Origin of the sequence: Sphingobacterium sp. BIGb0165 (assembly GCF_024810095.1) — a bacterium.
Classification (GTDB): domain Bacteria; phylum Bacteroidota; class Bacteroidia; order Sphingobacteriales; family Sphingobacteriaceae; genus Sphingobacterium; species Sphingobacterium detergens.
In genome coordinates this window covers 23,473-36,740 of the sequence record NZ_JANUEB010000013.1, presented here as the reverse complement: position 1 = coordinate 36,740, position 13,268 = coordinate 23,473, and the positions used below count along the sequence as shown (strand labels likewise).

General features: G+C 41.0%; 10 protein-coding genes. 4 read left to right on the top strand and 6 right to left on the bottom strand.

Features of this window, described 5'->3' with window-relative positions; all coding sequences use genetic code 11:
- Positions 1-198: 198 nt before the first annotated feature.
- Complete coding sequence (locus tag M2408_RS25615; protein ID WP_259187415.1) at positions 199-1,401, bottom strand: aminotransferase class I/II-fold pyridoxal phosphate-dependent enzyme; 1,203 nt, start codon at positions 1,399-1,401, stop codon at positions 199-201.
- A gap of 146 nt (positions 1,402-1,547) precedes the next feature.
- Between M2408_RS25615 and M2408_RS25610 the strand changes: the two genes are divergently transcribed.
- A complete protein-coding gene (locus M2408_RS25610; RefSeq protein ID WP_259187414.1) occupies positions 1,548-2,006 on the top strand; it encodes an Lrp/AsnC family transcriptional regulator in 459 nt (152 codons plus the stop codon).
- A gap of 42 nt (positions 2,007-2,048) precedes the next feature.
- Here M2408_RS25610 and M2408_RS25605 read toward each other — a convergent pair whose 3' ends face one another.
- A complete protein-coding gene (locus tag M2408_RS25605) occupies positions 2,049-3,071 on the bottom strand; it encodes a bestrophin family protein (protein ID WP_259187413.1) in 1,023 nt (340 codons plus the stop codon).
- A gap of 35 nt (positions 3,072-3,106) precedes the next feature.
- Entirely contained in the window at positions 3,107-3,373 is a 267-nt protein-coding gene (locus M2408_RS25600) for a PqqD family protein (RefSeq protein ID WP_223585120.1), read from the bottom strand.
- 570 nt (positions 3,374-3,943) lie between these two features.
- Here M2408_RS25600 and M2408_RS25595 point away from each other — a divergent pair.
- Both M2408_RS25595 and M2408_RS25590 read left to right on the top strand, forming a co-directional pair.
- Complete coding sequence (locus tag M2408_RS25595) at positions 3,944-6,352, top strand: TonB-dependent receptor (protein WP_259187411.1); 2,409 nt, start codon at positions 3,944-3,946, stop codon at positions 6,350-6,352.
- 22 nt (positions 6,353-6,374) lie between these two features.
- Positions 6,375-7,574, top strand: coding sequence for a hypothetical protein (locus M2408_RS25590; RefSeq protein ID WP_259187410.1), 1,200 nt, complete (start codon positions 6,375-6,377; stop codon positions 7,572-7,574).
- 67 nt (positions 7,575-7,641) lie between these two features.
- Here M2408_RS25590 and M2408_RS25585 read toward each other — a convergent pair whose 3' ends face one another.
- The 3 genes from M2408_RS25585 to M2408_RS25575 form a co-directional block, all read right to left on the bottom strand.
- A complete protein-coding gene (locus M2408_RS25585; protein ID WP_259187408.1) occupies positions 7,642-9,249 on the bottom strand; it encodes a TlpA disulfide reductase family protein in 1,608 nt (535 codons plus the stop codon).
- A 195-nt stretch (positions 9,250-9,444) separates the two neighbouring features.
- Positions 9,445-9,573 (bottom strand): hypothetical protein, encoded by a 129-nt coding sequence (locus M2408_RS25580; RefSeq protein WP_259187405.1) that lies wholly within the window; start codon positions 9,571-9,573, stop codon positions 9,445-9,447.
- A 568-nt stretch (positions 9,574-10,141) separates the two neighbouring features.
- Positions 10,142-12,196, bottom strand: coding sequence for a DNRLRE domain-containing protein (locus M2408_RS25575; RefSeq protein ID WP_259187403.1), 2,055 nt, complete (start codon positions 12,194-12,196; stop codon positions 10,142-10,144).
- Positions 12,197-12,468: 272 nt separating this feature from the next.
- On the opposite strand from M2408_RS25575, the gene M2408_RS25570 reads away from it, so the two are divergent.
- Positions 12,469-13,101, top strand: coding sequence for an MgtC/SapB family protein (locus M2408_RS25570; protein WP_259187402.1), 633 nt, complete (start codon positions 12,469-12,471; stop codon positions 13,099-13,101).
- The last annotated feature ends 167 nt before the right edge of the window (positions 13,102-13,268 follow it).

The following is a 13,268-nucleotide window of genomic DNA, read 5'->3' as shown; positions in this document are numbered from 1 at the left end:
TGTGATACACTATTTAAACGACAATCGAATTGTCAAATAGTCCCAATAAAATTTTCAATTTCTTATACCACACCGGGTCAAACTAGGATTTGCGTCAAAATCCTCTGTCACATCAATGTAGACACCTCACGCACTACCGCCCATCGGATCCATCTCCAACTAAACGAATAGCCATCATTAAAAAAATACATCAGGTGGCTAAAGAACTACTGTTTTCTCCATACAAGCTTTCATGCGCTGATAGGTTCGTTCAATATCATGATCCAGCCCAATAGAAAAACGGATCAATCCATCCGATATCCCCATGCTTACCCGTTCTTCCTCCGGAATTTCAGACGAGGTCGAACTGCATGAACAGGAAAATAAGGTTTTATAAAATCCAAGGCTTACCGCCAAATAGCCAAGATTTTCCTTTTGCATCAGTTCCATGAGTTCATTCGCTTTATCTGTTGTTCCCGCATCCAGCGTCAATATACCACCAAAGCCATACTCGGCGTGCATCATACTTTTTAATAGTTCATGATGTTTGTGGGAAGACAATCCGGGATAAGAAACCCGTAGTCCGTCCCGTTCAAAGCGTTCGGCGAGATACAAGGCGTTGTAACTATGCTGCTTCATCCGGATATGGAGTGTCCTTAGATTTTTAAGAATACTTGCCGCACGGAGGCTATCCATTGTCGGACCGAGCAACATGCAGGCACCCGAATTGACATTTTTGGTATCGTTGATAAATTCCTGCGGTCCACAATAGACTCCACCGACACTATCGCTACTACCATTAATAAATTTTGTCAGGCTATGAATCACAATATCCGCTCCCAGCAGACCTGGTGAAACAGATAGTGGTGAAAAGGTATTGTCGACCACAAGTTTTAGATTATATTTCTTACAGATTGCCGAAAGCTTCCTTAAATCTGCGACTTCCAATAGCGGATTGCTGACACTTTCACAATAGATCACTTTCGTTGTCGGACGTATTGCCTGTTCGATTGCATCGAAATTGCTGATATCGACAAAGCTGGTATCAATTTGAAATGGTGGCAAGAAATTCTTCAGAAAAGCATAAGTCCCCCCATAAATGGTCCTGCTGGAAACAATATGGTCACCACTTTTACAGAGCTGCAATAGTACAGTTGTAATGGCGCCCATTCCCGAAGCTGTTACATTGGCTGCCGCTGTATTTTCCAGCTTCGCCAATGCCTGTGCGAGATATAGATTCATAGGTGACGAATGCCGTGAATATAAATAACAGCCATCTGCATTGCCCTCGAAGGTATCAAACATCGTTTTAGCCGACAGAAAAGTATAGGTCGAACTATCCGAAATCGAAGGGTTCACACCACCGAATTCACCAAAGTATTGTAAATCCTGTATTTCATTTGCTGCATTAAAATCTTCCATAATTTTTTACTTATAAAATTGGGCCATTTTAAATTTTATAACAACATTTTATCAGTATATTAGACTATAAATCTAATTTTTAACAAAATATCAGAAAATATATCTACAATAGATGCAGTATATATTTTTAAACCAAAAAATAATCTATGCAATTCGATGAAACGGATAAGAAATTATTGCAATTTCTACAGGAAGATGCTAAACAGACCAGCAAAGAGCTCGCACATAAGCTCGGATTATCTGTAACGGCGGTGTATGAGCGCGTGCGCAAACTCGAAAACACAGGGGTGATCTCCAAATATATTGCCCTCCTCAATAAGCGCAAGATTGCCAAGGATTTTATGGTGCTCTGCCATGTCAAGCTCACACAGCATAAAAAAGAATATATTCAGCAGTTCGAGCGAGAAGTGTTGGATTTACAGGAAGTCACCGAATGCTTCCATGTCAGCGGCGACTATGATTATATCCTAAAAATCTGTGTGCGTGATATGGAAGACTACCGCCATTTTATGCTGAGTAAGCTGACCTCTCTCCAGCATATTGCCAGTACACACAGTTCATTTATGATCGCTGAGGTAAAAAACACATTGACCATTCTCGTTTAAAAAACCTATTGAACGAGAATGTACTGCCAAATGCATGTATTGTTAAACCAATACACCATTTTTCGATGCAATCGGATCGGGCAGATTTTCTTCACCCATTATTTGCAATAAGTCAATCTCGATCGTCCGGCAGATCGACAGCATCGGGATATCAAACATCAGTCCGCCAAATGGATTTTCGGTATAGTCCCCGACCAGCTCCATTACAATATAGATCCATCCGATCACCACACAAAAAGGAATACTGGTCCAGATTCCCCAATGACCCAACTTAGCAAATTCATTGACCAGCCCTAAGGGCAATAGCATGATCAAAATAACATTAAAAACAAATGCTGTACTCGCAAACTGCCTTGGTGAGGGAAACTTTTTGATCCGTTCGGCTTGCCCCTGGTAATCATAGAATTGATTGAGGCAATTCTGCAATTGCGTTTGATTAAAATCTGAGATTATCCGATCATTTTTTAAGGCATTGATATCTTTTGCCTGCTCGGCATTTAAATAAGTTGCAAAGTTTCTATAGCTCGATTGCAGTGCAAATTCCTCCGCTGAAAGATATTTATGTAAAAAAATAGGCGTTCGGCTATAGTCCGGAAAACCTGCCTTTATCAACCGATGCCTTTTTACGTTCAATGCCCCAATATGTCTCTTCAGGCTGATGTGTTCCCATTCGGTTGGTACCAGGAGCTGCTCACGCAGTTGATATAACCATGCAATATGACGATAGGTTATTTTCTTCCTGATTTCTTCCAGATTTTGCTGATCCCCCTGTTCGGTATTAAAAGCATAAAGCATGGATACAAAGGAACGGCTGGAATTGACGATACCGCCCCAGATCTTACGTGCCTCCCATAACCTATCGTAGGCTTGGTTATTTTTAAACCCTACATAAAAAGCCTCTGCTGTACCAATCAATGCCAGGGGAACCCAAGGAATGATCATCCATTCCCACTGAAAGAAATAATAGACGACGGCAACAAGAGAACACCAGGCTGTCAGCCAGATCAGGTGTACCCCAGCAAGGTTAAAGATCTGTTTGTAATTAAAATATTTTGTTGTGATCATAAAAGGTATATATTATTAAGGCCTTCCAATATCAGTTAAATCAAAAATCCTTGTTTTTCAAATTGCTTGACCAATTTTGCAGCATCTCTTTCAGCCTCGTTCTCCTCCACCTCATAATTATCCAACAAAACGGCTGTTACACTTTCGACATTAAATTCCTTTCCCTGCAGTTCCAACCAGATCTGCACAGCGGTCTCATTAAAGGTATACACCTTAGAAGCATCCAGTTGATCTTGCCCTGGATAGACTAGAATATGGTCATCGCCCAATTTGCGTAGTTGTAAATCTCCTCTAAGTTTCATCTGGCTATTCTTCTTTTTATTTCTATGACATTCAAACCGACTGTTTGGTTTGTCCTATTACGAAAAAATATATACTTATCCAATGAATTCGAATGGCATTTTCGTCTTCAAGGTGGCTTTCTATCAAAGATAGAAAAGACAGTGGAAAATACAGCACTCGATTAATTATATTATCATATCCTGCAATAAAAAAATTGAAATGGAATAGTGGATAACATAAGTTAACAATTTTATTAAATATATCGGCAATTTTTAAAGATTATCTGCAACCTCTATTCTATAGGACGGCTATACCCTGCGAATGACCTAAGAAAAAGCTAAAAATGGCTGCAGGAGATTACATTAATCTCCTGCAGTCTACAACTTATCTATTTCCTTCCCATATTTAGCAAGCAGACTGCTAACAGTAATGTTTACAAAATACCAAAACTATTATTTGTATTTAATCTAAATAAACTTATATTTGTCCCGCTTCGAAAAACTTATGCTCCTTATAAAGCTGATTGGCAGGAGCATAGTTAAACGATCTAATCATATGTCACTATAAAAAACATACATAACGCTAATAGCATGCTCAAGTCAACCTACATTTTTTTCATCTCGGTATTTTTCCTTACCTCCATAGCGCAAGCTCAAACATCCTTTTCAGGGTATGTGAAAGATGCCTTCGGAAAAGCAATCGAAAGCGCCACCGTTACCGTTGTCGGCACCAACCTCAGCACATCGACTGATATAGATGGGTTTTACAAATTAAAAATAGATTCCAAACAGAACCATAAAATTGAGGTGAGTTCTGTCGGTTACATTACGCAAAGTATCCTATTGAAAAGTAATGAAACGTACAGAGACTTTCAGCTAAAAAATGATGACCACATGCTGGAAACTGTCAATGTAAAAGGGCAATCTGAAAATCAAAAAAGGGTCAACGAAATAAAAAGATCAGGTTTCAATGTGAGTGTTGTTGACATGAACCGATATGCCAACCAGACCGCCAATGTGAGCCAGATTCTCCGTACAGCTCCCGGCGTGACCTTTCGGGAAGACGGTGGATTGGGATCCAATTTTGTCTTCCGTATTAATGGCCTTGTAGCCAAGATCTATATAGACGGTGTCCCGATGGATGATTTTGGATCTGCCATGTCCTTAAATAATATCCCGGTCAATTTGGTCGACCGAATAGAAATCTATAAAGGGGTTGTTCCTGCATTTTTAGGATCGGATGCCCTCGGGGGAGCTGTCAACATCATTACCAAACAACGGAATAGACATTTCCTTGATCTCAGCTATAGCTATGGTTCCTTCAATACCCACCAGGCATCCTTGGTCGGAATGTATACCAACCCCAAAAATAAGCTATCTGTCCGGACAAATGCTTTCTACAACTATTCAGACAATGACTACAAAATGTATACAGAGAAAAAATACGGTATTGTCTTTGAAAAAGTAGTAGATAATAAATTCATACCCATTGATTTCGTGAGACGATTCAATGACCGCTATTATTCGTCCATGGCCCAAGTTGAGGTCGGCCTCCGTGATAAAAGCTGGGCCGATCAGTTTTTCGTTGGTCTGACCTATTCCGGAAATAATAAACAAAATCAGCTCGGCGCCACGATCAACAGGCCTTATGGTGGCGACTGGCGAGAATCGGCTTACATCATGCCTACCCTGAGCTATAAAAAGCAAAATTTCATTGTTGACCGACTATATGCGGACATCTACGCAAACTATGGCTTTGACCTCACCCGCAACAGAGATACAGCACAATATAACTATGAATGGACCGGTAATCCGATCAGCAACCCCAATGGTCAGAGCAGACGAAAAGAGGTTTACATCAAACAAAACACCAATAGTGTACTCGGAAGGGTAAATCTGAACTATGACTTCGACGAAAGCCGCAACCATAGTTTGAACCTCAACTACAATGTCAGCACCAATTACCGCAAAACTTTTGATAAAATAGCGAACAATAGTACCTCTGGTTTGCCGAAAAACATGGTTAAGCATATTGCAGGACTGGCCTGGCAGAGTCAATGGCTGGATAAACGATTGGTCACCAATATTGCGATCAAATACTACGGCATGGACACCTATCAGCAGCTTGATGAGCGCAAATTCGGAGATAACAATGAATTATTGAGTGGTGCTATTATCACACAATCAAAATATCTAGGCTATAAAGGCTATAGTTTTGCTTCCCGTTACCGGATTTTCAAAGATGGTGGGGTCAAATTCTCTGCCGAGCGAGCTTATAATTTGCCCGAGATGATTGCCATTTATGGTGATGATCAAGACTATGTTTCAAATTGGGAGCTGAAGCCGGAGCGCAGCGATAACTTCAACACTGGTTTTTATTATAATACATTTTTTAATGAAAATCATTTTATAAATCTTGACGTTTCGGGATTCTACCGCCGGGCAAAAGATTATCAAAATGTACGTATCGTCAAAGACGATGAACGCGAAAAATTTCAGTATTACAATATTATGGGGGCTAAAATATATGGTGGAAGTTTCGAATTTCGCTATGGCTATAAAGATATCATCACAGCCGCGTTAAATGGAAGTTACGATAAAGCCATCGATAAGCAGAAATATACCGACCAAACCGATCAGCAAATTAGCCCGGCCTATGGCTATCAAATACCTAACCGACCTTGGACATATGGCAATATAGATCTTGGTTTTGCTCAAAATGACTGGTTCAGCAAAGGAAGCCGTACACAATTTAACTGGACGACGCAGTATACCAAATGGTTTTATTTAAGCGAAAGCCATCTTGGTTCGCTGGCTTCAAAAAATTATATCCCCACGCAGATCGTTCATTCCTTGCTGGTGAGCTACTCATGGAACCGCAACCGATACAATATTTCCGGTGAGGCCCGCAACATCTTTGATGAACGCGCCTATGACAACTTTCGTCTCCAAAAGCCAGGAAGAGCATTTTACGTAAAATTTAGAATATCACTACTATAATTCATCAAACACCATCAAAATCATGAAGAAAAATAGACTATTTGGCTATTGTGCATTAGCAGGACTATTACTATCCTCCTGCAAAGATAGCCCGAGCATCCCTGAAGTTACAGAAACCATACCAACCGCATATTCTGTCTGGGTGGCTACAACCAATGGATCGTACCTGTTGACGACCGATAAAATCATGAAAGATACCTTATTGTCGCCTGCGAATAATAAAGGGGTCGACATCACGGGCAACCTGCCACAAGCACGATATGCAGGTTATGCCTATGTTTTCAATGGTTACTATTACTTATCCAATGACGGAACCCGTTTTAGTAAACACCAACTGACAGAAAACGGGCAATTCAAAGAGGTTGATAATTATGCTTTCCCAACCGATTTCTATTTAGGAAAAGTCGCAGCCCAGTTTAGCAGCACGGATGAAATTGTTTTTACGGGAACAGGAGCGAGCGACGCAAACCTAGAGAAAAAAGTATTTGAAAAGGACATCTACTTTATGAATACCAAGGATATGACGATCTCAAAAACCTTAAAAGCACAGATTCCAACGTTAGACTATACCGTTTATAAGCCCGATGGCAGTGTTGATCCGACGATCCTCAATGTCACCAGTATGCGCATTGGCGGTGGAAAAGCGTATTTTGGTTTCTTCTATTATAACTACGATTACAAGCCGGTAGACAAGAAAGCTTACGTCTATATCTGTGATTACCCAAGCATGCAAAACGGTCACGTGATGAGCGACGACAGAGCAAGTTATGTAGCGGGTCACTGGCAAAGAGAGAACTACTCCTTCCTGGATGACAACAATAATCTATATGTATTGACCCGTGGTAAAACGGATGGTACCTACGCATTGATGCGTGTCAATAATGGTCAGACTCAATTTGATAAAAACTATCTATTTGACCTAAAAGACTACGCGGTAAAAGGCGGTGACCTCGCTTGGTTGGGTGAAGGAAAAGCATATATCAGACCTTATGTAATCGATGTTGCCAATAAAAGAATTGTCGCTAACCTAGCTGAAATGACAGGCGGCGATCCGACGACAACAATCAACCTGATCGAAAATGGCAACCTGTATACTGCCGTAAAAACACCAGCATCAAAATGGTTTATTTACGAGTATAATATTAAGAATAACAGTGTAAAAAAAGGTGCTGAAATTGATCCGGGTGTAACCCAGGTTTATCACATCAATAAATTAAAATAAGATAAATCGTAAGCACGTTGAAAAAATCCGCTCCTTATCGGGAGCGGATTTTTTATATAATTTACCGCTAACTTCCCGGCATAAACATATTCTTAAATAACTGTGGATAGTTCTTGGGCAGTTCAAAACGCCAGTTATGCATCGGGAAATCATCATTGCGGATCTTACCATCGGGATCCATCAGAATATACCGAGGTATTCCGTTGAATTTAAATAGCTCCCGTAGCGCCAGGTATTCGTCTGATGAAACAATATAACTTTCGAACATATGATTTTTGGCGACATAATCCTTGTAAAAATTCATATCTGGGGTACCACTGCTATCCGTCACAAAAACAAATACGAGATTGGGATTATCCTTGAGTTTTAATCGTTCTTCTTTCATCCTTTCGATTCCGGCACGGCAAGGACCACAGGATTCCGCCCAAAAATCAACAAGAACGACCTTACCACGATATTTATCGGTCAGTTTTTTAAATACAGCCGCAGATTCCGTCTGTGGCAATACGTAGCCTGCCATCGTTTTTTTCACTCTTTCGTTCAACGCTAAGGCCTCTTTTTTTAAATCCACATTTGTCAGCCCCGTCAAAAGGCTCGTTGTGATCCTTGCCATCTGCGCTGTATCCTGAACACTTGATATCCTGGATTTTAATGTCCGTAGTTTTGCTGCTTCGGTAACCAACGTACCGGCTATCGGCCCATTCACATTTCGATTTAAGGAATCCAATACCTGATAGAAGTCTACTTTCCGCTGGCTGTTCATTATCTGATAAAGTTTGGTGGTAGGAAATAACGGTGAGTACTCAAAGCGGTTGATAAATGTTGAGAACTCCCTTGGGACAAACAGTGCAGGATCATTCAGGTTCAGGCGCTTTATAAAATCAAAATAATCTCCCAGAAGGGGTTCTTTAAGATAAGGATTTAGGCTGTCACTTTTTGAAATCCCATTGCGGTACATCTGGAGATCCAACAGCTGCGTAGCGTAATTAACGTCCACATCGCTCCGGATCAAATGCTTTACCTTAGAGGTATATGCTGCTGTCGCCAGACGGCCATTTACATCCTGTCGGATGGAATCCCATGTCGAAACAATCCCCGCTTTGGTTTGTTGTACCGGCTTTTCTTTCAGCAGCTTTTCAACATGATCATAAAATTTCCTCCGATTGTCCTCCCATTTAAAATCCGTAAGCTGTTGATTTTCCGGAGCAAGCGGCCCACCGTACCGCAACAGTTCCAATTGGCCGGTCGCCGAAGCTTTCAAAATCATGGACAAGGTCTGACCGGGTTCGATATAATACTTATAGATCGCGTCATTAAAACACAGGTAGGACATTTCTGGATTTGTGGTCAGGTAACTGGTCTCAAAACGGCCATCAGGGTATATCCGGATAGTAGCCGGATAATCCTCTCTGGTCAATTGGTTGCCGCAATAGATAATGCCACTGGTAAAACCGAGTTTGGGGCTATAGCCTTCTATATACCCGATGATACGGACCGAATCTGGTCTAAAAAAATTTTTATCATAGTTTTTAAGCGCTGTTTTGACCTTTGCCCTAGCGAGTTCTTGCTTCATCCAACGATCAGGATCAATGGCTGCAGTTTTTTTCGAAGATGTTTGCGCCGCTGCAAACGAAAAGATCAGAGAAATAAAAAAGACTATGAGTGGATATTTCATAACTTATGGCTTTTAATCCCTTTAAGTTAAGCATTTTACACCAATCAAACCAAAAGTTTCAAAAAATCATTAATATCATTAACGCAGATGGACGTATCGTTTATGCATCAATTGGCTTCGTCAAAGATGAATTTGTTAAAAAAGAAACGATAAAGAAAGTAGCCCCAGGATAATCCCTTGGGGCTACTTTTACTTTTACCAATCTTTGCGATGGACAACTTGATCATACGAAAGCTCATCATTAAAGAAAGCTTTGGTCATCAGCTGTAGCTGCTCAAGCTGCATATCAAAATTGCTCCTTGTCTGGTCTAGCGCAAATATCATGTGCGTGCCATCACCATTTTTTGTAGCCGATATTGTGCTGTGGCAGTTACTCGCAGTGCTGGAATTTATCTTGAAAATCTATTCCCTTTATATACTTTTCAAACGCCGTGCACGTTACCAGCCTTTCCTGCTTCCCTCCTTTCGAATGATCGTCTTTGTACCGTTATTTGGTAGCCTGATATTCCTATTTACAAATAGCAACATCAAGAACAATGATAATTTAACTTAGACAAATATTTCCCTATTATCGCTGTGGATGGCAAGCGAAGCCCAGCGATTGGTGGATACCCTTTGGATAACTGGTTTAAAAGCACAAAAAGGGAATGTAAAAAATTACACTCCCTTCTACTATTGCTTTATATATCGTTTACCTGGTTTCTTATTCGCCTGATTAATTTGTGTTTACTGGATTTAAGGTCTGAATCATCTCCCGATAATACTTATAGCTCTTTTGCTTGTCATGGTTAAAAGCATAGGCACCAAAACCAGCCTGTGCGAACATCATCTTATACGAAGACGGTTGAGAAGCCAGATTGTCCCGAGGAAAATAAAATTCCTTTAAAATTTATCAATATTGAAGTTCTAGGACCGGTTTGTTTGCCGCTGCTTCCCGACTGCTAAATGCCATGTCATTGAATGAGGAAGCGGCTCCGGTATTCAGAAACAGGAACGACACCTTACGATCTGTACCTGTCAACTGTCTGTTGATCGCTTGCGTCACATCAATGGTCTGAAGACCGACTCCCGAAACAACGATCTTCCCAGCTGATACGGTATCCATTGGCGCATTATTCCAGTTGATGGTATTTTCCAGCCAGGAACTGGTACCTGTCCTATAGATATTGATCGTACGCTGGGGTGCTGTATTGACACCACTGACATACATTTTTAATTTTGCCGAACTTACCTTCGGTAGCGTAACTGCCGCGATATCAAATTTGATATACGATTTGCGCGCATAAGATACCGCATCAGATTTTACGATCAGATCCGGCAATGTACCATAATTGGTACCGGCATAGGTACCATTGCGTACATAGGCATCGGCAAGACTACTGCCAGCCTGTGAAATTACCGCATGTTGAAATGCACCGACATCTGGATTGCCCGCTGGTAAAACATTGCCGACAAAATCTTTTCCGCCATTGCCCGCAATCAGTATCCCCGCATTGCGGACAGGGGAATTGGGATCTACATCATAGCCTTTGGCAATATCAAAACCAGTTCCGGAGATGGGATTTAAGAAAACAGGATCTGTATAAAAGCTATTGCTCTGTACTGAGGTACCCCAATTGAATGCAGTAAATATATTGCCAGGGTAAAGGTTATTATTGTTGAACCTTGTCTGCGTTGTCAATGGAATTGTACTACCGGCATCATTTCTGGCTAAAACCAAACCTGTAGCCGAAGGTGCCACATAGAAAATATTATTGGAATAAGTCCCATACGGAGCACTATGGAAGATGGTACCCCCCGGGTTTTTAATGTAGAATACATTGTTATAAATCTGGTGATTGCGGTTTGTGCTACCGTTGAAAAGAAATAGCTTTTTCTTACCGGTCGTTCCGATATCATTGACACTGACATTATAACGCACGGTAATATTCTGCGAATTGTACATAAACAACATAAAGCCGCCGTTGTTGTCATGGGAATAGTTGTATTCAAAAATATCACCATTGGTCGGGGAGTTGGCATCGTAGCCATCGGCATCAAAGGCCATACCGTCATTGGCACCACCACCGGTCAATCCATATACTTCATTGTATGCGACCACCGTATTCTTGCTCTTTACAGTCCATATTCCCGCATAGTTATAGTTGGTTGTATTCATACAGGCTTTATAGACCGTATTATGGGTAATCTTACAGCCCCCTGTCGCTCCGGCCATAATAATGCCGTCGCCATAGATATACTCCAGCAGATTATCGCCAAATAGTACATTTGTCGCTGTACCCGTAGTGCGGATACCAGTGACCGAAGAGTTGGCAATATGGCAGCTTTGTACTAAAACATTACTTACCGTGCCATCAATAATAATACCGCCGGTTGCTTTTACAAAATTCGGCTGATTATCAAATGCGGCGTTGACATGATGAATGTAGCAGTTCTTTATCGCAATATCGGTACCACCATTGACCCGGATTCCTGTCGCCGCATAACTGGTTCCACTAGGCACTGTATTGGTCAATTCCAGATTATTCACTTCAACATAAGATACCTTATTTAAAAATAGGGTATTGGAACCATTTCTTTTCCCGCCGCCGTTAATGACGGGTCGTACCTCACCATCGTATTTGTCAAGCACAATAGCAGCTCCGCTGGCTCCAGAGCTTTTGATATGCAGGGTATCATTCCATACGCCGCCACTCTTGAAAAGGATCCGATCACCAGGGCTGAACACTGAAGCATTAATTTTGGCTAGTGTCTTCCATGCGGCTCCGGCACTTGTACCAACACTGTCATCGCTACCCGATGGGTCGACATAGTAGGTCGTCCCCAATACCATGCCATTGGCAAGAGCCTTTGCTTTAAGTACATCATTTGCAACGAGCCTATCGGCTTTCTTACAACTTAACAAGCCCAGCAGGCCAATTGAAATCAGGATAATAGTTTGTCTCATAACTTTGGTTTAAAATTTTATCGTAAGGATTATTCATTAACACTTAGTACATAACGTTTGAAATCAAAAATTGTCCTGAACTATTTTCAAAAAATGTATATTTTCCTCCCTAAACCGTCCAATGTTATGGTCATTCATCCCATAATCAAGCTCCTTATCCCAACAATATTTATCATTCGATCGATGACCAAAAATAATTTTAGCGAACAAACAAAAGTCCGTTGTAAATAAAACAGAAACACGCTACTTTTACGGTAAGTAAAAGCGAGGACATGAATTTTATTGACGACATCCATCCCATTCTATTTTCTATTATTGTAGGTGGTATTATCGGGCTTGAACGGGAGTACCAGCTGAAATCAGCGGGATTGCGGACCATGATATTGGTCACACTAGGATCCTGCATGTTTACCATGCTCTCCTTGAGTCTGGGTGGACCGGGAAGTCCCGACCGTATCGCTGCCAATATCATTACGGGAATAGGTTTTGTAGGCGCAGGTGTCATCTTTAAGGAAGAAAACCGTGTATCGGGGCTCACTACGGCAGTCACCATATGGATCTGTGCCTCTCTGGGCATGACCATTGGTGCGGGTTATTACAAAGAAGCAACAATTGGTTCCGTTGCCGTATTTTTAATGCTTATCGTCTTTAAATACATTCAGAATATTATCGATCGGATCAGCATGCGCTATACCTATGAGATTACCCTTCATTATGATGAGGGAGCGTTAGCAAAATATGAAGAGATCTTCAGGCAACATCATTTAAAAGCAAAACGTGGTAAACAGATCCGACGTGGTGGAAAATATACCGTCATCTGGTATGTACAGGGCACTACCCAGAATCATGAAAATTGTGCAAAGCTACTTTTCAACGACCTGACAATTGACGAGTTTAAATTCTAAATCTTTTATCCCCTGGCTTTGGCGAGGCTATTGATTTTAGAATTGACATCTTAACGTTATCCTTTCCTATCTATAATTTCTGAGCCAAGCAATAATTTTCTTCAACAATACTATTTTCGGAAGACGTATATGAAATAAAAATGAGGTTGTCACTTCACACTTTAGAC

Bases quoted from the DNA above. Each gene is read 5' to 3' on its own strand.
- M2408_RS25615 (WP_259187415.1), bottom strand. From the start codon at position 1,401: ATGGAAGATTTTAATGCAGCAAATGAAATACAGGATTTACAATACTTT.
- M2408_RS25610 (WP_259187414.1), top strand. From the start codon at position 1,548: ATGCAATTCGATGAAACGGATAAGAAATTATTGCAATTTCTACAGGAA.
- M2408_RS25605 (WP_259187413.1), bottom strand. From the start codon at position 3,071: ATGATCACAACAAAATATTTTAATTACAAACAGATCTTTAACCTTGCT.
- M2408_RS25600 (WP_223585120.1), bottom strand. From the start codon at position 3,373: ATGAAACTTAGAGGAGATTTACAACTACGCAAATTGGGCGATGACCAT.
- M2408_RS25595 (WP_259187411.1), top strand. From the start codon at position 3,944: ATGCTCAAGTCAACCTACATTTTTTTCATCTCGGTATTTTTCCTTACC.
- M2408_RS25590 (WP_259187410.1), top strand. From the start codon at position 6,375: ATGAAGAAAAATAGACTATTTGGCTATTGTGCATTAGCAGGACTATTA.
- M2408_RS25585 (WP_259187408.1), bottom strand. From the start codon at position 9,249: ATGAAATATCCACTCATAGTCTTTTTTATTTCTCTGATCTTTTCGTTT.
- M2408_RS25580 (WP_259187405.1), bottom strand. From the start codon at position 9,573: ATGATATTTGCGCTAGACCAGACAAGGAGCAATTTTGATATGCAGCTT.
- M2408_RS25575 (WP_259187403.1), bottom strand. From the start codon at position 12,196: ATGAGACAAACTATTATCCTGATTTCAATTGGCCTGCTGGGCTTGTTA.
- M2408_RS25570 (WP_259187402.1), top strand. From the start codon at position 12,469: ATGAATTTTATTGACGACATCCATCCCATTCTATTTTCTATTATTGTA.